Annotated in this window: 12 protein-coding genes; 4 read left to right on the forward strand and 8 right to left on the reverse strand. The window is 68.3% G+C overall.

From position 1 onward, the window contains the following. Positions 1-85: 85 nt before the first annotated feature. Both AC1DZV_RS19215 and AC1DZV_RS19220 read right to left on the reverse strand, forming a co-directional pair. Complete coding sequence (locus AC1DZV_RS19215; RefSeq protein ID WP_476954380.1) at positions 86-3,082, reverse strand: UPF0182 family membrane protein; 2,997 nt, start codon at positions 3,080-3,082, stop codon at positions 86-88. Between the two features lie 214 nt (positions 3,083-3,296). Beyond that, entirely contained in the window at positions 3,297-4,445 is a 1,149-nt protein-coding gene (locus tag AC1DZV_RS19220; RefSeq protein WP_476954381.1) for a YlbL family protein, read from the reverse strand. 257 nt (positions 4,446-4,702) lie between these two features. On the opposite strand from AC1DZV_RS19220, the gene AC1DZV_RS19225 reads away from it, so the two are divergent. Further along, positions 4,703-6,211 carry a zinc-dependent metalloprotease gene (locus tag AC1DZV_RS19225; protein WP_476951112.1) on the forward strand — a complete coding sequence of 503 codons (1,509 nt, stop codon included), beginning with the start codon at positions 4,703-4,705 and terminating at the stop codon, positions 6,209-6,211. 7 nt (positions 6,212-6,218) lie between these two features. Here the strand turns inward: AC1DZV_RS19225 and AC1DZV_RS19230 are convergent, their stop codons facing one another. From AC1DZV_RS19230 to nudC, 3 genes are all read right to left on the reverse strand, one after another. Beyond that, the gene (locus tag AC1DZV_RS19230) at positions 6,219-6,848 is read right to left on the reverse strand and encodes a M48 metallopeptidase family protein (RefSeq protein ID WP_476951113.1); all 630 of its coding nucleotides are present in this window, start codon (positions 6,846-6,848) and stop codon (positions 6,219-6,221) included. 32 nt (positions 6,849-6,880) lie between these two features. Continuing rightward, entirely contained in the window at positions 6,881-8,983 is a 2,103-nt protein-coding gene (locus AC1DZV_RS19235) for an ATP-dependent DNA helicase UvrD2 (RefSeq protein WP_476951134.1), read from the reverse strand. Between the two features lie 181 nt (positions 8,984-9,164). After that, positions 9,165-10,256 (reverse strand): NAD(+) diphosphatase, encoded by a 1,092-nt coding sequence (gene nudC / locus AC1DZV_RS19240; RefSeq protein WP_476954382.1) that lies wholly within the window; start codon positions 10,254-10,256, stop codon positions 9,165-9,167. Between the two features lie 187 nt (positions 10,257-10,443). Here nudC and AC1DZV_RS19245 point away from each other — a divergent pair, with 187 nt between their 5' ends. Beyond that, positions 10,444-12,108, forward strand: coding sequence for a macrolide 2'-phosphotransferase (locus AC1DZV_RS19245; protein ID WP_476954383.1), 1,665 nt, complete (start codon positions 10,444-10,446; stop codon positions 12,106-12,108). Between the two features lie 77 nt (positions 12,109-12,185). On the opposite strand, the gene AC1DZV_RS19250 is transcribed toward AC1DZV_RS19245, so the two are convergent. The 3 genes from AC1DZV_RS19250 to AC1DZV_RS19260 are packed head-to-tail and all read right to left on the reverse strand — an operon-like array spanning position 12,186 to position 19,548. Continuing rightward, positions 12,186-15,755 (reverse strand): ATP-dependent helicase, encoded by a 3,570-nt coding sequence (locus AC1DZV_RS19250; protein ID WP_476954384.1) that lies wholly within the window; start codon positions 15,753-15,755, stop codon positions 12,186-12,188. Further along, positions 15,752-19,105, reverse strand: coding sequence for an ATP-dependent helicase (locus AC1DZV_RS19255; RefSeq protein WP_476954392.1), 3,354 nt, complete (start codon positions 19,103-19,105; stop codon positions 15,752-15,754). Before AC1DZV_RS19255 ends, AC1DZV_RS19250 begins: the two co-directional genes overlap by 4 nt. 26 nt (positions 19,106-19,131) lie before the next feature. Further along, positions 19,132-19,548 (reverse strand): MGMT family protein, encoded by a 417-nt coding sequence (locus tag AC1DZV_RS19260; RefSeq protein WP_476954385.1) that lies wholly within the window; start codon positions 19,546-19,548, stop codon positions 19,132-19,134. 97 nt (positions 19,549-19,645) lie between these two features. Here AC1DZV_RS19260 and AC1DZV_RS19265 point away from each other — a divergent pair, with 97 nt between their 5' ends. Both AC1DZV_RS19265 and AC1DZV_RS19270 read left to right on the forward strand, forming a co-directional pair. Next, positions 19,646-20,356: a 3'-5' exonuclease gene (locus AC1DZV_RS19265; RefSeq protein ID WP_028277186.1), complete on the forward strand. Its 711-nt coding sequence runs from the start codon at positions 19,646-19,648 to the stop codon at positions 20,354-20,356. Between the two features lie 413 nt (positions 20,357-20,769). Then, complete coding sequence (locus AC1DZV_RS19270) at positions 20,770-21,705, forward strand: ABC transporter substrate-binding protein (RefSeq protein WP_028277187.1); 936 nt, start codon at positions 20,770-20,772, stop codon at positions 21,703-21,705.

Consider the following 21,705-nt stretch of genomic DNA (forward strand, 5'->3'; position numbering starts at 1 on the left):
CAAACCCCGGCCTGTCGCACCGGTTCACAGCCTGCGCCTGGCCTCGCGCAGCGCGTGAGGACCTGTCAGGGTCAGCTGCGCAGCGTTAGCCGCCCGCCGTCGCCGACGGAGAGGGCGACGGTGTGGCGGTGCCCGCTGGCGCCGCAGGGGTTTCCAGCTTTGCTTCGGCCTCGAGCGCCTTCTGCAAGGCAGCGTTCAGCTTCTTTTGCTGCTCGCCATAGGTCGCGAAGTCGCCCTTCGCGAGGGCGTCCTGACCGGCCTTGATCGCGGCATTGGCCTCGTCCAGCGCGGCCTTCAGGTCTGCCTTCGCATCGGTAGTCCCAGGCGGCGGAGTGGCCCCACCTGGGGTGGTGGGCGTGGCCGGTGTTTGTCCCTTGTTTGCCGAGTCACCTGCTGCGGCACCCGAATTTCCGCCGAAGAGCTGGTTCAAGGCCTCGTCCAGCGTGGGCGCGAACCCGATCTTGTCGCCGAACGCCACCAGGACCCGCTGCAGCGTCGGGTAGGAGGTCTCCCCCGTGGAGCGAAGATAGACGGGCTGGACGTACGCCATGCCGCCACCGACCGGCAGGGTCAGGAGGTTGCCGTTGAGCACAGCCGACGCACCCTGGCGCAACAGGTTAAGGGCCTGCGAAACGGTGGGGTCGGAGTTGAACTTGTTCTGCGCCTGGCCAGGTCCGGGGACCTGGGTCTCCGGCGGGATCTGCAAGAGCCTCAGCTGGCCGTAACTGTCCGCTTTGACGCCCTTCTTGTTGCCGGCATCGGAGTCCGCGGCCAGGAAGCCGTAGAGCACGTTGCGGGCGTTGCCGTTGACCACCTGCGGGATGAACGACGAGGTCAGCTGGAACGCCGGCTTGTCCTGGTCAGGCATCTTCAGCGACATGTAGTACGGCGGCTGTTTGACTTCGTCCTTGACGGTGGGGTCGTTGGGAACGGACCAGGCGTCAATGTTGGTGTAGAAGCTGTCCGGGTTGGTCACGTGGTAGCGGCCCAGAAGCTCGCGCTGGACCTTGAACAGGTCCTCCGGGTAGCGCACGTGGCTCATGAGCGCACCGGACATCTCCGAATACGGCTTCACTGACGTCGGGAAGATCTTCTGCCAGGCTTTCAGGACCGGATCCTGGTCGTCCCAGGCGTACAGCGTCACGGAACCGTCATAGGCGTCCACGGTGGCCTTGACCGAGTTGCGGATGTAGTTCACCGAGCTGTTCGGCAGGGCTACTGTCCGGTTCGCGGCGGTCTGTGAGTCGGCCGTGGCGGCCGAGAGCTGCTCCTGCTGGGAGTACGGGAAGTACGGGCTGGTGGTGTACCCGTCCACGATCCACTTCACCCTGCCGTCGACGACGGCGGGGTACGGATTGCCGTCAACAGTCAGGTAAGGCGCCACCTTTTCGACGCGGTCCCGCGGGTTGCGGTCGTAGAGGATCTGGGACTCGGCGTTCACGCCGTCGGAAAGCAGCAGGTCCGAGGACTGGAACTTGATCGCGTAAAGGATCTTGTTGAAGAAGCTGCCCACGTTCGGGCCGCCGTTGCCGGTGAAGGTGTACTGCGTCTCGCCGTCGCCTTCCTTGGCCGCGGGCCGGTCCTGCTCACGGTGCGGTGCACCGTCCGGGGCGCCCACGATCGAGTAGTCGGGCGAGTCCTGGCCGAAGTAGACGCGGGGCTGATAGGTCGAATCGTTGCCGAGCGCGCCGGTGGACGGGATGCCCGCCTGCAGGAAGTCCGGCTTGCCGTCCACGGTGAACTTGTTGCCCTTGGCGGCGACGACGCCGTAGCCGTGGGTGTAGACCACGTGCCGGTTCAGCCAGGACTGCTGGTTCGTGGCGAGCCCGTCCGGGTTGAGTTCGCGGACGGCGATGACCGTGTCCTGGATCTTGCCGTCGATCTCGTAGCGGTCCACGTTCAGGGCGCTGGGGAACTGGTAGTAGGGCCGGTACTGTTCGAGCTGCGAGAACGCATCCGAGATCAGGTTCGGATCCAGCAGCCGGATGTTGGCGGTGGTCTGCGCATCGGGGGCCAGCGCGCCGGTGGTGGCGTTGGTGGTGGCGTTGTACCGCTTTTCCTGGACCTTATCCAGGCCGTAGGCGGCACGGGTCATCGCGATGTTCCGCTTGATGTATTCGTTTTCCAGCGTCTGCTCCGAGGGCCGGACCTGGAACTGCTGGATGACCCACGGGTAGACCCCGCCGGCCAGGATGGCCGTGATGATGAGCATGGCGGTGCCGATCACCGGCAGCCGCCACTTGCCGATCACCGCGGCGACGATGAACAGCACGGCGACGATGGCCGCGGCCACGGCCAGGATTGCCTTGGTCGGAATGACGGCGTTCACGTCCGTGTACAGCGCACCGGCCCAGCGCCCGCCGTTATTCTGCACCGTGGAGTAGCGGTCCAGCCAAAAGTTGAGGCCCATCAGCACCAGGAAGGCGGCGCCCGTGACAGCCAGGTGGATCTGCGCGGCTCGGCTGGTGAAGATCCCGCGTTCCATGATCCGGATGCTGCCGTAGAGGTAGTGGGTGAGGATGCCGGCAAGGCCAGCGATCACCGTGACGCTGATGAGGAACCCGGTGACGAACCCGAGGAAGGGAAGAGTCATGAGGTAGAAGCTGATGTCGAGCCCGAACTGCGGATCGTTCTGGCCGAATGCCTCCTGGTTCAGGAACAGGAGGACTTTCTGCCACTGGCTGGCCGCGGCGCTGCCGGCGAACAGGCCAAAGAGGATGGGAAGCCCCACCATCACGACACGGCGGATCGGTTCGAGCTGCGCCTGGTAGCGGTTGAGGTTGTCCCGGATTTCCGAATCGGGGGCGTACACCGGCCGCGCATGGTAGGCAATCCTGATGGCGAAGAAGACGGCCAGGAACATGACAGCGAAACCTGTCAGGAAGATCACGATCCTGGCCAGGTTCTCGGTCAGGAACACTTCGAAGTAGCCGAGCTGCTGGTACCAGAGGACATCCGTCCAGACATTGGCGAAGAAGATGAATCCGACCACGATCAGGGCCACGATGATCAGCGTCGGCGTCAGGGCGCCGCGTCGTGTCTGGGGTCTTCCGGGCGGGACAGTGCTGGCGGGACGGGACAAACTCGGTACCTCATAGCTGGTCGTCTACTGCTGGTTTTTAGTTATCAGTCGCTGCTGTGGCTCAGTCTGGCGACCAAGTGCCGGTGTTGCAGGTTGATGCATTCTAACGGCCGTCACCGCCGTTCCGTCAGGGCCCTGCAGCAGGGTCCCGGCGGGACGGCACGGCCGTCCATTAGTGCCACGAGTGGGGCCGGCGCTTAGTTCCGCGGCCAGTCTAGTTGTTGGTGCAGACCGGCAGGCCCGATGTGTCGCCGCCTGACGCCGCCAGTTCAACCGCCTTGCGGGCCTCGGTGAGGTTCTCGACCCGGACCACCTGCAGGCCGTCGGGGATGTGGCCCAAGACGTCTTCGCAGTTGGCCGCCGGCGCCAGGAACAGCGTGGCCCCGCCGGCCCGCGCCCCCTGCATCTTCTGGGCGATCCCGCCGATGGGTCCTACGGCACCGTCCGGGGTGATGGTTCCGGTACCGGCGATGTGCTTGCCGCCGGTCAGGTCCCCGGGAGTGACCGTGTCAATGATGCCAAGCGCGAACATCATGCCCGCACTGGGGCCACCGACCTTGTCGAGCGAGATGGTGACATCAAACGGGAAGGTGAACTTGTACTGCAGCAAGACACCGAGGATGTAGCGGCCCGCACTGTTTTTGGCCGGCGTGATGGTGACTGGCACCCGGGCGCCGGCGCGTTCCACGATGACCTTGGCGGGCTTGCCGTTGCCGGCGGCCAGTTCCGCCTGGACCACGCCGAGCGCAGTGATGGGCTTGTCATTGATGGAGACAAGTTCGTCCCCTGCCTGCAGCAGTCCTTTCGAGGCGGAGTCGTCCGGGAGCCCGGCCACTTGCATTTTCTGCCCGAACGGAATCTTCAGTTCCTTCAGTGCCGAGGCGATGGCGTTCTCCTGGGAGGTGGTCATCGCGGTGGCGCTCTCCTGCTGGGACTGTTCCTTGGTGACGCCGGTGGGGAACAGCAGTTCCTGGGGGTAGACAGCTTTGGTCCCGTTCAGCCATGCCGAGAACGCTTCGAAGACGCTGACCGGACCGTTGGGACCGCCGTCGACATAGACAGTGGTCAGGTCCAGGCTGCCCTTGGCGGGAAACGACTCATGGCCGCTGACGCTGATCACCGGTTTGCCGTTGTCCTGGCCGATGGTGTTGAAGGTGGGGCCGGGTGACTCGATCACGTAAGGCACGGGCAGGCTCACCGCGGTGATGCCCAGTGCGGCGGCAAGCAGCCCCGAGACAAGCATGGCTGAAGACCGGTTGTTGCGCGGGCGCCGCACGCCGGCGCCGGCCAGTCGTGCCCTCCTGCCCCGGGCAGGGCCGGCCGCTGGGTCGCTGGCGGGCTGCTCACCGTGGGTGATTGTCATTGAACGACCTCTCCGTGCCGGCACGAGGGGCTGCGGCCCTGCCAGGACAAGCCCGAGAGGACACCGCGACCACGCACCAGGGCCGCAGCCTAACCCGAGGCTGCCGCGTGCAAATATTCCAACTTCCAAGCCTACGCGCTTGGGACCCCGGACCGCTCTTTGCCTACAGCGAACGTGGCGCGGTTTCGGCAGACAGCCACTCTTGCACAGGGGTACCGTGAAGTTGAGAAGCAGCCACACCGACGATCGGCGGGATCATGACCTCCAACCCACTCAATCCGTCCAATGGCGACGAGGAACCCAAGGATCCCTTGGCCGAAATGCTCAAAAACCTGATGGGCGGGCAGGGCATGGGCAATATCGACCCCGCCGAGCTCGCCAAGGCAGCAGGCCTCCCGGACGATCCAAACCTCCTGGCCCAGATGTTCTCCCAGGTGCAGGCGATGATGAGTGCCCCCTCGGAGGGGCCCGTCAATTGGCAGCTGGCACATGACAACGCCCGGCGCGTCGCCGCCAGCGGATCCGACCCCTCGGTCACGGCGCCTCAGTCGCGGGAGGTCGATGAGGCCCTTCGGCTGGCCGAACTGTGGCTCGACCAGGTCACCGGGCTTCCGGCCACGGGACTGATTGGCCGGGCGTGGTCCCGCGCCGAATGGGTCGAGGAAACCCTTGGGACGTGGAAGCGGCTGACCGAGCCCGTGGCCAACAGCATTGCCAACGCGCTCTCGGCCGCCATGACCGAGCAGATGCCCGAGGAAATGAAGTCCATGATGGGCGGCGCCTCCTCGATGATCCAGAACATGGGCGGGGCGATCTTCGGCATGCAGCTCGGCCAGGCGATCGGCGCGCTCTCTGCCGAAGTGGTCAGCTCGACGGACATTGGCGTGCCCCTCGCAGACCTTGAAATGGCGCTCCTGCCGGCCAACGTGGCGAAATTCGGTGAGGGCCTCAGCCTGCCGGAGAACGACATCCGCCTGTTCCTGGCCGTGCGCGAGGCGGCACACGCCCGCCTCTTCGTCCAGGTCCCCTGGCTGCGCGGGCACCTGCTCGGCGCGATCGAGGCCTACGCCCGCGGCATCCACATCGACACCTCCAAGATCGAAGAACTGGCACGCGAGATCGATCCGAGCAACCCCGAGGGCATCCAGGAGGCGCTCTCGCAGGGAGTCTTCATGCCGCAGCGCACTCCCGCCCAGGAGCAGGCCCTCGAAAAGCTGGAGACCGCGCTGGCCCTGGTGGAGGGCTGGGTGGACGAACTCACCTGGGGTGCAACCGAGAAGATGTTGCCGTCCGCCGCCGCGTTGCGCGAAACCGTCCGGCGGCGCCGGGCCACCGGAGGCCCCGCGGAGCACGCGTTCTCCTCCCTCGTGGGACTCGAGCTGCGGCCGCGCCGGCTCCGCGAGGCCGCCACCCTGTGGGCCTTGCTCAAGGAAGAGCGCGGGGTGGACGGCCGCGACGCCGTTTGGCAGCATCCCGACCTGCTTCCGACAGCAGAGGACCTGGAAGACCCGCAAGGCTTCAGCGAACGCCGCAAACTCGCCGAAGCCAGCGACAGCGAAGTGGATGACGCCCTGCAGAAGCTGCTTAGCGGAGGGTTCGACGCGCCGGCCGGCGCCGACGCCCCGGACACCGAGGGCACTCCGGGTTCAGAGGGCACTCCGGATTCAGAGGGAACGACGGATTCAGAGGGCACGGACGAGCCGGTGGCCAAGGACGACGACCGTCAGGACGGCGAACCGGACGACGGCGGCACGCCCAAGGCCTAGCCCAACGCTAGTAGGCCCCGGCCGGGATTTCGGTTCCGTCCGGGGCTTCGCCGTGTCCGCCGTCGGGTGCCATGCCGCGTGAGGTGGCGAACGAGACCCCTTCCAGGAAGGCCTTGGCGCGCTCAGTCTCCGGGTACGCCGTCAGCAACCTCCAGAAGGCGGCATCGTGGCCGGCCACCAGGAGGTGGGCCAGTTCGTGGAGCAACACGTAGTCGATCACCCACTGCGGCATGGGCTGCAGCTTCGCCGAGAGCCGGATGGTGCCTTCGGACGGCGTCGCGGAACCCCATCGCGAATTCTGGTTGGTGACCCAGCGGACTGAGGAGGGCACCGCCCTGCCGCCCAAGTACTTCGCCGACAGATCCGCGGCGTGGGCGGCAAGGTCGGCATCGCTGCGGGGGCGGCGCCGGCCGGAACCCCGCGCCGCCCGGTCCCCTTGGCGGCGGAGTTTTTCCAGCATGCGATGGACCCACTCCCGTTCCTGCGCCCTGCTGAAGGACGCGGGGATGGCGACGACGGCGGTGCCGTCCTCCCAGAACGCGGCGACCGTGCGGCGTCGGCGTGCAGAGCGGCGGACCACGACCGGGGCGCCGTCGGCGGTGGTCAGCGGAATGGCAGCCGGAACTGAACCGGACATCACTGAACCCCCAGGCTTCACGGAACCGGGCATCACTGAACCGTGCTTTCGGCCAGGACTGTCAGAACGGCCTCGCCGTACTTCTCCAGTTTGGATGGACCCACGCCGGCGAGTTTGGCCAACTGCTCCAGCGACTCGGGGCGTGCCTCGGCGATGGCGGTCAGGGTGGCATCGGTGAACACCACGAACGCCGGGACGTCCGCCTCGAGGGCCACGTCCTTCCGCCACTGCCTGAGCGCGTCGAACGTCTGTTCCTCGTAACTGGGCGGGCACTGGTTGCAGCGGCCCACCTTGCGCTCCGCGCCGCTGGAGAGCATGCTGCCGCAGACCCGGCACGACGCCGGAACGGCCGCCTTCCGGCGCGGCGCCGGGCCCTTGCCCCGCAGGTGGGAGCTGGCCACCGAGTCGGGGCGCAGGCCGTCCAGGAAGCGCGAGGGCTTGCGGTTGGCGCGTCCGCCGGGCGTCCGGGCAGTGGACCAGGACAGGGACAGGTGTTCGCGGGCGCGGGTGATCCCGACGTACAGGAGCCGGCGTTCCTCGTCCACCGCTTCCGGAGTGTCCGCGAACGAGATCGGCACGAGGCCCTCACTCAGCCCGACCAGGAACACGGCGTCCCATTCCAGGCCCTTGGCGGCGTGCAGCGATGCCAGGGTAACGCCCTGCACGGTCGGTGCGTGCTGGGCCAGGGACCGTTCCTGGAGCTCGTTGACAAAGTCCGGGAGCGAGAACTGCGGGCCCCTGCTGATCACGAGTTCGTCGGCCAGGGCCACGAGGGCGGCCAGCGATTCCCAGCGCTCCCGGAGAGCGCCGCCGCTGTGCGGCGCCGCGTCCGTGTAGCCCAGGGAGGCGACGATGTCCCGGACCAGCTGCCCAAGCGGCTCGGGCGTGGCGGTTTCAGCCACCGCCCGGGTCGCGGCCCGGAGCTGCAGGATGGCGTCCCGGACCTCCTTCCGCGCGAAGAACCGCTCACCGCCGCGCAGCTGGTAGCCGATCCCCGCCGAGGCCAGCGCCTGTTCGTAGGCTTCGGACTGCCCGTTGGTGCGGAAGAGCACGGCGACCTGGCTCGCCGGAGTTCCGGTGTCGAGGAGCTCGCGGATCCGTGCGGCGACAGTGGCGGCCTCCGCCTCGTCATCCGAGCATTCGGTGAACCGCGGCACCGGGCCCGCCGGCCGCTGCGCCACGAGCTGCAAAGGCGTGGCCCAGGCGGCGTCCGCCACCGGGCCGCCGCTGCGCCGGCCGGCGAGGAGGTCGTTGGCGAGCCTGACAACCTGCGGCGTGGACCGGTAGTCCCGGATCAGCTTAACGACGTGCGCCTCGGGATACATCGCTTTGAACCCGAGCAGGTGCTTCGGAGAGGCGCCGGTGAAGGAGTAGATGGTCTGGCTGGCATCGCCCACGACGCAGAGCTCGTCGCGTCCGCCGAGCCACAGCTCCAGGAGCCGCTGCTGCAGCGGCGAAACATCCTGGTACTCGTCGACGACGAAGTGCCGGTACTGCTCCCGGACGGTCGCTGCCACCTTTGGGTCCTCCTGCAGGATCCCCACGGTTATCAGCAGCACGTCCTCGAAGTCGATGACGTTGCGGTCGGTCTTGACGTCCTCATAGGACTGGAAGACCCGTGCAACGGCGGTCAGGTCGAAGCCGCCCGGATTGCCCCGGCCCTGGGCGTTCTCCAGATAGTTCGCCGGGGTCAGCATGGATACCTTGGCCCACTCGATTTCGGAGGCGAGGTCCCGGATGGAGGCGCGGTCCGTGCTGAGCCGGAGCCGCCGCGCGGCCTCGGCAATCATCTGTGCCTTGTGGTCCAGCAGGTTGGGCAAGGTGCCGCCGACCGCCTGCGGCCAGAAGAACTGCAACTGGCGCAGCGCCGCGGCGTGGAAGGTGCGGGCCTGAACGTTGCCGACGCCGAGGTCACGGAGCCGACTGCGCATCTCGGCGGCAGCCCGCGCCGTGAAGGTGACAGCGAGGAGCCGTTGCGGGCTGTACACCCCTGAGTGCACGCCGTAGGCGATCCGGTGCGTGATGGCGCGGGTCTTGCCGGTCCCGGCACCGGCCAGGACACACATGGGCCCCTGGAGGGTGCTGGCGACCTCGCGCTGCTCAGCGTCGAGGCCGCCGAGGATCCGTTCCTCCAGCGAACGGCCGTCAGGTTCGGGGGCATCGCCAGGCGGGGCATCGCCCGACGTCGTGCCGCCCGACGGTTCCCCGCCGGGGATGGTGCTGAAGTTCAATTTCTCTGTGGTCACTTTTGCTGCTCAGTCGGTAGTCGGTGTCCTGCGGATTGGGGCAGGCGGTGTCAGCCTGTAGAGGGCAGTGTCAGGCGCTGTCGGCGGCGTCCTGAATGACGCCGCCGTACCAGTGTTCAATGAGGGACCGGGCGATGGAGAGCCTGCTGGAAATGACGATTTCGCCGCTGAGGACGGCGTCCTGCAGTTCGCTCCGGCTGAACCACCGTGCCCTGGTGACCTCGACGCCGTCGGGCCGGGCTTCGGTGTCCGGCGTGGTGGCCGTGAAGCCGAGCATCAGGGAGGCGGGAAACGGCCAGGACTGCGATCCAAGGTACTGGGACGCGGTGACGCGGACCCCGACTTCCTCGCCGATTTCGCGCTGCACGGCCTGTTCGAGCGATTCCCCCGGTTCGACGAAGCCGGCGAGGGTCGAATAGTTCCGGGCGTCGAGCGGTCCGCCTCCGCCCAACAGCAGTCTCCCGTCGGGGCCCACCACGGTGACGATGATGGCCGGATCCGTCCGGGGGAAGTGCTCGGAATTATCGGCCGGGCAGCGCCGGACCCAGCCGCCGGCTTCCGGCTGCGTGGGGGTGCCGCAGCGCGGGCAGTGCGTGTGGGTGGAGTGCCAGTTGGCGATGGCGCTGGCTTCGATGAACAGCGCAGTGTCCGTGGAGTTCAGGCGTGCCGCGACTTCGCGGAAACCCACCCACTGCGCATCGCTGGGAACGCCGGCCACGTGGGCCTCGAATTCCTCGGCCTGGACTTCGAACTGAAGCGGGAGGACAAAGAGGACAAGCTCGGTGCCGGCGTCGAGGTCCGAACCGGCCAGGGCGGAACCGAGGTAAATCACGTGTTCGGGAGCGTACGGGGTGTTGGCCAGGTGCCCGGAGAGCTCGGCGGCGTTGAGGAGCACGAGGCTGTTGCCGCTGACGAGGGCCTGCCTGCCGGAGAGCACAACGGCCTGCGCCGCGCCTGAATCGACCAGCTCCGCGAGCATTCCGGGTTTCACCCGCGCCGCGGATCCGCGGTCGATCAGGGCCGGGCGCACGGGAAGGACGGTCTCCATGAGGTGGTTTGCCGGCAGGAGATGTACCGGCGGTGCCGCACCGTCGGATGCCGGGGATTCGGAGGGTGTTTGCTGTGATGCCGATGAAGATGCCGCTGACTCCGCAAGACTCATACACCCACCGTACTGACTCGGGCAGACAATTGACATTTGCCGACCGGGCCGCCGGGGGCTCCACAACGTGTGCGGGACAGGCCGCTTGCCCGGGATTCAGCGCTGATTTCCCTCCGATTTGTCCCCGATCTCAAGACTCGCCGGAGTGCATCGCCGACTTGGGCGCCGCTCAATCTACCGTGGAAGGGTGAGAAGGAAACCAATCGAACTGGCAGCTGTAGCAACGGCGGCGGTACCCGGCCTGACCCCGACCGCCGTCAGCTCTGCGCCCGACGATCCGGCGGACTTCGACGCGGCCCTCCTCCTGGACTCTGAGGGCAAGCGTTGGCGCGTCCGCTCCCCCCGGCATGCCGAAGCGAGCGCCCGGCTGGAAACCGAATTCCTGGTGCTGCGGGCCTTCGCTCCCGGCATCCGGGCCGAGCTCCCGTTCCTCATGCCCACAGTGGCGGGAACGGTCCGGCAAGGCCAGCTCAGCACGTTTGTCTATTCGCACCTGGCCGGCGCCACCCGCTCCCTGGACGAGCTCAGCAACGGCTCTCCCGCGCTGGCCCGCGAAATCGGGGCGGCCCTGGCCGCGATCCATGACCTCCCGCGGTCAATCGTGAGCAACGCCGATCTGCCCAGCTACACGCCCAACGAATTCCGCCAGCGGCGCCTCAATGAACTGGACCAGGCGGCCACGACCGGAAAAATCCCGCCGCTGCTGCTGCGGCGCTGGGAACACGCCATGGAAGACGTCTCGCTCTGGCGCTTCAATCCGTGCGTCGTTCACGGCGACCTCCACGAGGACAACCTGCTGGTCGAGGGTGAGCGTGTGACCGCGGTGACGGGCTGGACCGACCTGCGCATCGGTGACCCGGCGGACGACATGGCCTGGCTGGTCGCCTCCAACGAACAGGACTTTGTGAACGCGGTCCTGGATCACTACACCTCCAGCCGTCGCGACGTGCCCGATGCGCACCTGTTGCGGCGGGCCGCGCTCTCTGCCGAATTCGCCCTGGCGCAGTATCTGGTCAAGGGCATGGCCGCCGGCAACCAGGAAATGATCGACGAGGCGGAATCCATGCTCGCCACACTGGCCGAGGACGTGGCCGAACACGGCGGCCAGCCGATCAGCGTGGAACCGCTGCCGCAGCCGGTCGCGGCACCCGAACCCGGCACAGAACAAGACATTGCCGACGCCGGTGCTCATGTCGATGCGCCGACGGTCCCGGCCGCGCCGGCCCCTGCGGCCAACGGGACGACGCCCGCCGTCAGCAAGGTCACGCTTCTGCCCATGGAGCCGGTCCCGGGCAGCGCTCCGGCTGATGAGGCCACTGCCGGCATCAGTGCCAGCCCCGCGGTGCACGTCACGCCTATCCCCCGCGAAACGGGGGCTGACGAACCGGCGGCTGTCCCCCAGCCCGTCGCAGACACAGCCACAGCCGCTGACGCCGGCGACCAGGCGAGCGCCGAGCCGGGCGCCGGTAAGGCCGCAGGTGCGTCCGCCAACATCACCGCAATCCCCGGCGCCGCCAAGTCCTCCGAGTCCTCCAACGCTGATGCCGCGCTGGACGGCGCCCCGCAGGCGGCTGCCCCCGACCCGGACGCCGGGAAGGTCAGTGAGGCCGGTGACAGCGACGCCGGGGCAGCGGTTCCCGCCGGCACCGACACGTCGACGCAATCGATCACCGTCGTCCAGCCCGGCTCTGTCTTACAGCCCGAGACCGCTGTGCAGCGCGACTCCCCTGTACAGCCCGAGACCGGTGCGGAGCCCGGGTCCGGTGCGGAGCCCGGGTCCGGTGCGGAGCCCGGGTCCGGTGACAACACGTCAACCGCCGCGATCACGGTGGTCGACTCCGCGTCCCGCTAGCGCCGGCTGCCGGGCGGTTCAGGTGTACTGCCCCGCCCGGCTCGTTCGGCGGATTTTCTCCGGCCGGATGACATCCGCTAGGCGCCGCTGTGCGTCGCCGTCCTCCCCAGCGCCGCCGCCACGATTTCCTCAAGCTTTTCCGCTGATCCGAGGTCATGGGGGCGGACCACCTGGTTGTCGGCCACGTAGTAGAAAGCGGCCCGGACGTCCTCCAACGGGACCCCCTTGAGCCGGGCCCAGGCCAGCCGGTAGACGGCGAGCTGGACTGCCTTGACCTTCAATTGGGCCGCCGAGGGGCGGCGGCCGGTCTTCCAGTCCACGAGATCCCAGCGGCCATCGGCGTCGCGGAACACGGCGTCGATCCTGCCCCGGACCACGACGTCGCCGATCCGTGTCTCGACCGGGACCTCGACGTGGGCGGGGGCGCGCTGGGCCCACTCGGACTGACGGAAAGTTTCGACCATGGAATCCAGGCCGTAGGCCTGGTCGATGTGGTCGTCAGCGCCGGCGGCCTCACCCAGGTCCAGCATCCCGGCGGCGCCGAAGTATTCCTCCACCCAGGCGTGGAAGGCCGTGCCCTTGCGGGCCGACATCCCCGGTTCGCGCGGGATCGGCCTGCGCAGGCGGGCCACAACGGAGCCTGGGTCATCTTCCAGGTCCACGAGAGTCGACGCCGAGATGTGCCCGGGCAGATGCACATCCTGGACCACCGAACGCCGGGAGCGGCGTTCCAGCAAAGTGGCCGCCTCCTGCGCCCACCCGGCGGCTGGACCGCGCTGGACGGGACGCTTTCCGGCCTCCGCGCCATCCGGGCCGGCGGCCATCGCCTGCAGGACGCGTGCCGCTGCAGATTCCATGGCCGCCCGCCGGCCCGGGACCAGCCGCAGCCGTCTTCCCGTCCGGGGGTCATGCGGGCCCTCCAGCGGATCATAGGGCCAGGCGGCGACTTCGAGTTCAGAGGTCAGGGGGCTTTCGGCCGGCAGCGCGTCCTCGCTGACGGATAGCGGATGGATTTCGGCCGCGCCGTCGGCGGTGAGGCCCTCGAGCCCGGCAAGGAAGGGAGACATCTCCGCCAAACCGGCCCGGGACCCCACCCACGCCGCACTCGATAGCCAGAGCACGTGTTTGGCACGGGTGTACGCCACATAGGCCAGGCGCCGTTCCTCGGCCTCGCCGTGCGCCTGGACGGCAGACTTGAACTCCTTCTCAGCGTCAAGCCAGCCTTTTTGGTCCGGCTGGTCCAGGTCCCATTGGGGCAAATCGGTACGATCGCCGCGCAACGGCCACGGCAGTGCCGCACTGCCGCTGCTCCACCGCGAGTCACGGCTGCTGGGGAACGCCCCGGAATTGAGCCCGGGAACGAACACGACATCCCATTCCAGCCCCTTGGAGGCATGCACGGTCAGCAGCTGGACGGCTTCGTGGTTGACCTCCGGCGCTGCGGCATCCAGACCGTTTTCCTCGGCCGCCGCGGCTTCCAGCCATGCAAGGAACGCCAGGACGTCGACCCGCTGCGAGGTGTGCAGGAACCCGGCCGCCGCGTCCTGGAAGGCGTCCAGGTTACGGCGGGCCTGATGGATGCTGATCCCGGGCCGCGCCGCAACTTCGATGTCCAGGAGCATCGCCCGTTCGACCTCGCCGAGCAAAGTGGTGAGGTCGTCGCCCATGTAGCTGCGCAACTGCCGGAGCTCGTCCGAGAGCCGCTGCAGACGGTCCCGGGCCTCCGGGCTCAGTCTGCGTCCGTGCCCCGAGGTCCAGCCGTCGCGGGGCAGCCAGTCCAGGGCCTCGACCAGGCTGGCGGCGTCCGTGATGTCGCCTTCGATCACGGCGTCGTCAGAATCGTCTACAGCACCCCCGGCGTCGCCGGCGTCCAGGCCGCCGGGGCGGCCCCGACGGCGGGCCAGGAAACTGGACCAGTCCCGGAGGGCCATCAGGTCCGCCGGGCCGATCCGCCACCGCGCGCCGGCCAGCAGGCGCATGAGGGAGTCCGAGCGGCCCGGGTCGGCCAGGACCCGGAGCGTAGCGACAAGGTCGATGATTTCCGGCGTGTCCAACAGCCCGCCGAGCCCAACGATTTCGTAGGCAATGCCCCGGACTTCGAACTCGCGGCGAATGCATTCCATCTGCGCCCGGCGCCGGCACAGGACAGCCATGGCCGGCGGAACCGGGTCGGCGGAGTGCGCGGCGTCGAAGTCTGTCACGCGAAATTTCAGCACGTCGCCGGCGATCGCCGCGGCCTCGGCTTCGTCCGTGGCGAACCGTCCCATCACCACCCTGCCGTCCACCGCGGCCGGGCTGGGCTGCAGTGGCGGGACCTCGACGGCGTCGGCGCTTTCCCGGGCCCCGGCGGCCCCGAGGTTCGCCGCCGCCTTGCTCAGCGGCGCCGAAATGAGGTTGGCCGTGGCCAGGATGTGGCGTCCGTTGCGCCACGCTGTAGTCAAGTAAGAGGTGGGCGCCACGGCAAAGCGCCGGGCCTGCCCGCTGCCCCGGTCCCGCGAGCTGCCCCGGTCCCCCTCGCCGCCGTGGGCGGTGTCCTTGCCTTCGCCGCTGACGAGGATCGGGAATTCACGGACGAAATGGAAGAGTTGCCCGGCGGACGCTCCCCGGAATCCATAGATGGACTGGTTCGGGTCCCCCACCGCCGTAACCGCATGGCCGTCGCCGAAGAGCCGGGAGAACAACACCAACTGGGCGTGCGAGGTGTCCTGGAACTCATCGAGCAGCACCACCTTGTACCGCTGGCGCTCCGTTTGGGCGGCGACCGGAATCTCACTGGCCACCCGCGCCGCCAGGGCCACCAGGTCACCGAAGTCCAGGGCGCCGCGGGCGCGCTTCGCCTCGGAATAGCGGCCCACCATGTCCGCGACGCTGGCCCGCGTGCGAAGCATCGCGCTGAGCTCGCCCGCGGCCTGGGTGGGGTTCTTCTTAGCTTCTGCGACATACGGGAGCGACTCGAACGCGGCGACCCGTTCCAACAGCCAGCCACGGACCTGGGCCGGGTCCTGCAAATGCTCGGAGCACTCTCCCGCCAGCTGGATCACGGCCTTGACGAGCGTCGATTTGGCGGACCGGAAGTGTTCGTAGTCCCCGTCAAAGGCTTCCACCACCTCGCTGGCGAGCTGGAACGACTGGGCGCCGCCGAGCAGCACGACGTCGCGTTCGACGCCGAGGCGGAGACCGTAGTCGGACACAATGCCGCTCGCATACGAGTGGTAGGTGGAGACCTTGGGTTCGAGCGCATCCGCGCTCAGCAGCCCGGCAGGGAAGAGCGTGTTCCCGGTGTCGGCCGCCGCGATGCGCGCCAGCGCGGCCAGCTTGGCCCGGATCCGCGAGGCGAGTTCACCGGCGGCCTTGCGGGTGAAGGTGACGCCGAGGACTTCCTCCGGCCGGACCCAGCCGTTGGCGACGAGCCACACCACCCGGTCCGCCATGGTGGCGGTCTTCCCCGAGCCCGCCCCGGCGATCACGAGCCGCGGCGTGAGGGGCGAGGAAATGATCAGGGACTGTTCAGCCGTGGGGCTGTTCCCCTCCCCCAGCAGTGCCGACAGCTCTTCCGGGCTGAACCGCGGCTCGGGAGGGGGCGCGGGAAGGGGAGCCGGTGCCGGATGCGGGTCGGACGGGCCGCTTGCCGGCGCCTCGGGGCTCATTCAGTAACCTGCTTTCCCCGCACGCACAGCGGGCACACTTCAGGGAGCCGGCAGCCGTGGCCGCCGTGGCCTCCCTTGGACGGATCGTGGCGGGCCTGGAAAACGCTGCCGGACATTACGCGGGCGGCGTCGCCGACCATCTCCAGTGCCCAGTTGTCCTGCGGATCCAGCGGTGCCTGGGCCTGGATGCCGGGGCTCTTGGTGGTGGTGCCCAGCTGGGCCAGGACGGCGCCGCCCGGCAGCGGCGGCGGACCGTCGTCGGGACCCGCGAAGCCGCCGGCCAGCACGGCGGCCTGGTAGGCGCCGAGCTGCGGGTGCCGGTCCAGATCCGCTTTGCCGGGCTGGCGTTTGCCGGTCTTGAGGTCGATGATCACCAGCCGGCCCTCGGCGTCGATCTCCAGCCGGTCGACCTGGCCCCTGAGCACGGCGGGCCGCGCCGGACCGGCGCTTCCGCCCTCGCCCGGATCGGATCCGGCCTGTGTGGAAGCGGCTTCCGCTGGAACGTCCGGCAGCTTCACCTCAAAGTCCTGTTCGACGCCGATCAGGCTCCGGCCCTCGCTGCGCATCACGAGGACATACTGGGCGAGCTTGCGGACCATGGACTCGGCTCGCTGGAAGTCCAGTTTGCCTTCCCAGTTGTCCTTCATCCCCAGCGTGGGCCAGCGCCGGACGAGTTCGGCGACATATTCGCTTCCCGAGGCGTCCGGGAGGTCCTGCGCAATGGCGTGGACCAGCGTTCCGAGGCTGCGGGCAAAATCGGTGGCGGCTTCACCGCCGGCGGCTTGGACAAACCAGTCCAGCGGAGATTTCTGCACGGTTTCGACCTTCGAAGGCGACACGAACACGGTACCGCCCGGCGGAACCACCGCCTCCTCCGAGGACAACTCCGCCAGCCCCCACCAGCTCGCGGGGTGCGCGCCCGGAACCGGCGGCTGGGCCGTGGCCAGGCCCCCCAGCACGGCCGCGGCTTCCGCCGATTCGGCCGCCCTCGGGTCGAGCTGGGCGTACTGCCGCAGTTCCGCGACCAGCGCCCGGAGGGTCAGCGGACGCTCGACCGGGGTAAAGCCCCGGCGGTCCTGCCCGGGCCGCAACGGCGCCACATAGTCCAGGAACGAGGACGGCTGCTCGTCCTCCGAGGACACCGCCGTGCAGATCAGCACCTCCCGGGCGCGGGACACTGCCGTGGAAAAGCTCCGGAGCTCGTCATAGCGTATTTCGCGCAGCCGGCTCTGCGGATCCAGTCGCAGGGCATACTCCACGCCGTGCTCGACGGCGTCGGCGAACAACGTGCTGCCGAGCAGCTCGCCTCGCAACCGGGTGTTGGGCCACACGCCTTCCTGAAGTCCGGGCACAATGACCACCGGCCATTCGCGGCCGGCCGCGCTGGCAGGGGTCATGAGCTCCACCGCGTCTTCCAGCTGCGCCCGGGCGGCCAGGGTATCCATGGGAAGTTCCTGGCTGAGCAGGTATTCAAGGAACTGCTCCGGGCCGGAACCCGGCAGCTGGTCCACAAAGCGTTCCGCGGTATGGAACAGCGCCATCATGGCATCAAGGTCACGGTCGGCCCGGGCACCGGCTGAGCCTCCGGCGAGGGCGGCGTCGGTCCAGCGGGAGGCCAGGCCGGTGGAATGCCAGAGCGCCCAGAGTACCGTCTCGGCGTTGCCTCCGGGGGCACCGGCGGCGTCCCGGCCCGCTGCGATCATCCGGGCAATCCGGCGGGCCGAGTGACCCTCGATGCCCAGCGTTGCGAGCGCTCCCGGCTCCAGCAGGGCTTCGACCAGGAGCGCGTCGCTGGTGCGCCCGCCGCCGCCCAGGAGTTCCTCCCGGCGCAGCGACTGCCGCAGCCTCCGCAGTTCAATCGCGGTGGCGCCGCCTATCCGGGACGTCAGCAAGGACACCGCTGACTCGGGTGTGAGCACGGCAGGGTCCAGGGCCACCGCATAGGCATCGAGCAGCGGACGGACCGCGACCTCGTCCCGGACGGCGGATTCGGCGACCGGGATCCGGACGGGGATCCCCTGGCCGGCCAGGTATCGCTGCAACTGGCTGAGCTGGCCGCCGTTGCGCACGATCACGGCGATCTCCCCGAGTTCCCGGGCGTCGTTCAGCTGCGCTTCGAGGATCCGCTGGGCCACATACCGCAGCTCGTGGACCGGGGACGGCAACAGGTGGGCCTCGACCGTCCCCTCGCGGGCGCCGGCGGCTCTGTCGGGTGTCGGGACTGGTTGGCCGTCCGGCGCCGGCACTGGTCCGGGCTGTTCCAGCCGGCGGGCGGACTGCCCGCCGGACCTGCGGGAGATGCGCCCGGCCACTGACAGCCATGCCTCCGCCACGGCCGGGTCCTGCCGATGCGCCGTCCACAGAGGTCGTTCCAGGATCGTCCCATCAGGGGCCAGGAGGCCGGGAAGCTCCGCCACGAGATCGGGGCGCGCCCCGCGGAAGCCCTGAACCACGGTGTCCGGCGAAGCAGTGATGATGGCATCCTTGCCGGCGGCGATGTCGGCGAGCAATTCGAAGACCGCCGGGTTCGCCTCCTGGATGTCATCCACAAGAATCAGCTGCAGGCGGTCGCGTTCGGCGGCGAGGAAATCGGGTGAGTCCTGGAAGATCTGGCGCGCGGCAGTGATGATGCCGGCGGGGTCGAAGGCCTCGGGCATGCGCAGGTCCAGGACATCGCGGTATTCGGAGTAGAGGGCGGCCGCCGGAATCCAGTCCGGCCGGTTGCACTGCCGGGCCAAGGCTACAAGGTCCTCGGCGGTCCGCCCGGATTCGATGATCCGGTCAAAGAGCTGGCGCACTTCCTGCCGGAAACCGCGGGTCTGCAGGGCGGCGCCCAGGTCCTCGGGCCAGGGCAGCTCGAGGCCGGGCAGCGCATGGCCCTCCAGCAGTTCCTTGATGATCAGGTCCTGTTCCGGGCCGGAGAGCAGCTTCGGCTGGCGCGGAAGCGGCAGGAGGCCTTCGGCCTTGGCACGGCGGATCAGATCGAAGGCATATGACGCCCAGGTCCGTGCCGGCGTCGTGCTCAGGCTCCGGTCCAGGCGGGCCGTGAACCGGTCGCGGAGCGTATCCGCGGCGAGCCGCCCGGGAGCCAGGATGAGCATCCGCTCCGGATCCAGGCCATCGCGCAGGGTGCGGCGGACGGCAGCCTCGACAAGGACCGTCGACTTGCCGGTGCCGGGCGCGCCGGGCACCAGGACGGGGCCGGAGCCGGGCGGGACCTCGACGGCGGCGAGCTGGTCCGGTGACAGCACCGGCACCGCGCTGTGCTGGGTCCGGGGCGGCAACAGTCGCAGCCCCGCTCCCGTTGCGCGCCCCGCCCCGGGAAGGGCACGGGACCCGGACCGCTGCAGGCTTGGTTCGAGGTGGCTGGGGGTACTCACACAGTCATTTCATCATCGGGTACCGACAATTTATGCGACTCCCGCTCGAGCCGCTCCGCGATGGCATCGATCCGGTCGAAATCGGCATCGGTGGGCGCCCACCGGCCGGAGGCCAGGTCAACACGCCAGCGCCCCTCGCCGGTCCGGCGGAAGTCCTCGTACCGGCCCAGCAGTGGCGTCCCCTCCTGCAGATAAAGGCCCAATGCCTCGTGCTCCAGGCCGGGCGGGGCGTCTCCGCGGGATTTCAGGACGCGCCACCAGGGCACGCTGCTGCCATAGTGGCTCATGACCGATCCGACCTGGCGCGGGCCGCCGGCGCCGAGGAGTTCCGCAACGTCGCCATAGGCCACCGCTGTGCCGGCCGGGATCAACGCCACGAGCTCCAGCACCGCCTCCACATACTCCGTCCGCATCGGTCCAGCCTAGCCGTTCCGGACTCCGGAACCGTGCCCGGGCGGCACGCGGGCACGGCGGTCAGGAACTGTCAGTGGCAGCAGTTACGGTTGAAGCATGAGCACTTGGAACACCCTCCCCCGCGCAGCCTTCGACCTCGAAACCACGGGGCGGAACTCCCGCGCGGCGCGGATTGTCACAGCATCCATCACCGTGGTGGACTCCGACGGCGGGATTGTCCAGGAACACGAGTGGCTCGCTGACCCCGGGGTTGAGATTCCCACCGAGGCCAGCGACATCCACGGCGTCACCACAGAGAAAGCCCGCAGCGAGGGCCGCCCCGCCGCGGAAGTGACGCGGGAGGTCGCCGCCGTGCTCCAGGAGCTTTTCGACACGGGTGTGCCGGTCATCGCCTTCAACGCCAGCTACGACTTCACGGTGCTCGCCGCCGAGTCTGCCCGCTACGGCGTCCCTCAGTTGAGCCGCTTCCCCGTGCTGGATCCGTACGTCATGAACAAACAGGTGGACCGCTACCGCAAGGGCAAGCGCACGCTCACCGCCTTGTGCGAGGAGTACGGCGTCAATCTGGACAACGCGCATACTTCCGCGGCCGATGCCCTGGCAACCCTTCGGATGCTCGATGCCATGGCCGGAAAATTCCCCAAGCTCAGGATGCCGGCGGGCAACCTGCACCAGCTCCAGGTCGAATGGGCCTCTGCCCAGGCCGCGGACTTCCAAAGCTACCTGCGCAAGACGAAGCCGGCCGCCGTGATCGAAGGCGACTGGCCCGTCCTGCCTCCCGAGGATGCCAGCCGGGGCGACTTCTAGGATTTCCGAACGCGGGGATTCCGGACGCCTGGGCGCCGGCGGCGCGGGAACACTTCTTAAAACGAAACGTTCGCCGGCGGAACGGGCTTAACTAGTCCGCCGCTGCGCGCAAATCCAGTGATTGCGACGGAGGTCACACCGCCCGGGGCTTCCACTTGCCGCCCGCTCCGGCGCCGATGATTCCGCGTCACCCGGCCAGCACTATCAGGATCACCGCCGATCACACATGAACCTGAAGATAGTTCGCAGAACGCACACACCAGCTCTGATCTGTTCGGATTGAATGGGCGTCCACGTCGAATGACACAATTATCTTTCGCGGCGTGTCTGCTCCACCCGGCGCCCAAGCCAGCGGCCGGGGGCCCGATGAGCCTCCCGCGACCCACTGAATTTCAGACGAAAGTGATTGCGTGATGAAAAGCAAAGCCTTGAAGTGGCTGACCACCGTTCCCGTGGCCATCGCCGTGGCGGTTTCCCTTGCAGCCTGCGGCGGCGGTTCGGCCCAGTCAACGGCGTCACCGACGGATGCCCTCCAGGGCAGCGACCAGAAGTCCTTGGACAAGTACACCACCAAGGACGTCACTCCCCTGGACAAGATTGACAAGTCCAAGCTCGGCCTTATCAGCGAGGGAACCCTGACTGTGGGCACCCTTTCGGACGCCCCGCCGAACATCTACATCGATAAGTCGGGCAAGTTCACCGGCTACGACAACGAGCTCCTGCGCGCCATTGCGGACAAGCTGGGCCTCAAGGTGGAGTTCAAGGCGACCGGCTTCGCCTCGCTGCTCGCCCAGGTCCAGAACAAGCAGTTCGACCTCGGGTCCTCCTCGATCTCCACCACCGACGCGCGCCGTAAGACCGTCGGCTTCACCAACGGTTACGACTTCGGCTACATGGCCGTCGTCGCCAAGAAGGACTCCAACATCAAGGGGTTCAAGGACCTGACCAAGGACACCCGCATCGCCGTGGTCCAGGGCACGGTGCAGGATGACTACGTCACCAACACCCTCCAGATCGAACCCGTCCGCTTCGAGGACTACAACACCGCCTACGCCAACTTGAAGAACGGTCAGGTTGACGCCTGGGTCGCTCCGTCCCAGCAGGCCACCGGCCAGGTCAAGGAAGGCGACGGCACGGTCATCGCCGAGTCGGTTGTGAACACCCAGAACTTCACCGCGTACGCCGTGAACAAGGAAAACCAGCCGCTCATTGACGCGCTGAACTCCGGCCTCGACGCCGTGATTGCTGACGGCACCTGGTCCAAGTTGACCAAGGAATGGTACCCGGACCGCGAGACCCCGGCCACGTGGTCCCCGGGCTCCAAGGCCGTCACCGTTCCGAAGTCCTAG

It is taken from the genome of Arthrobacter sp. P1_D12, from assembly GCF_056406175.1.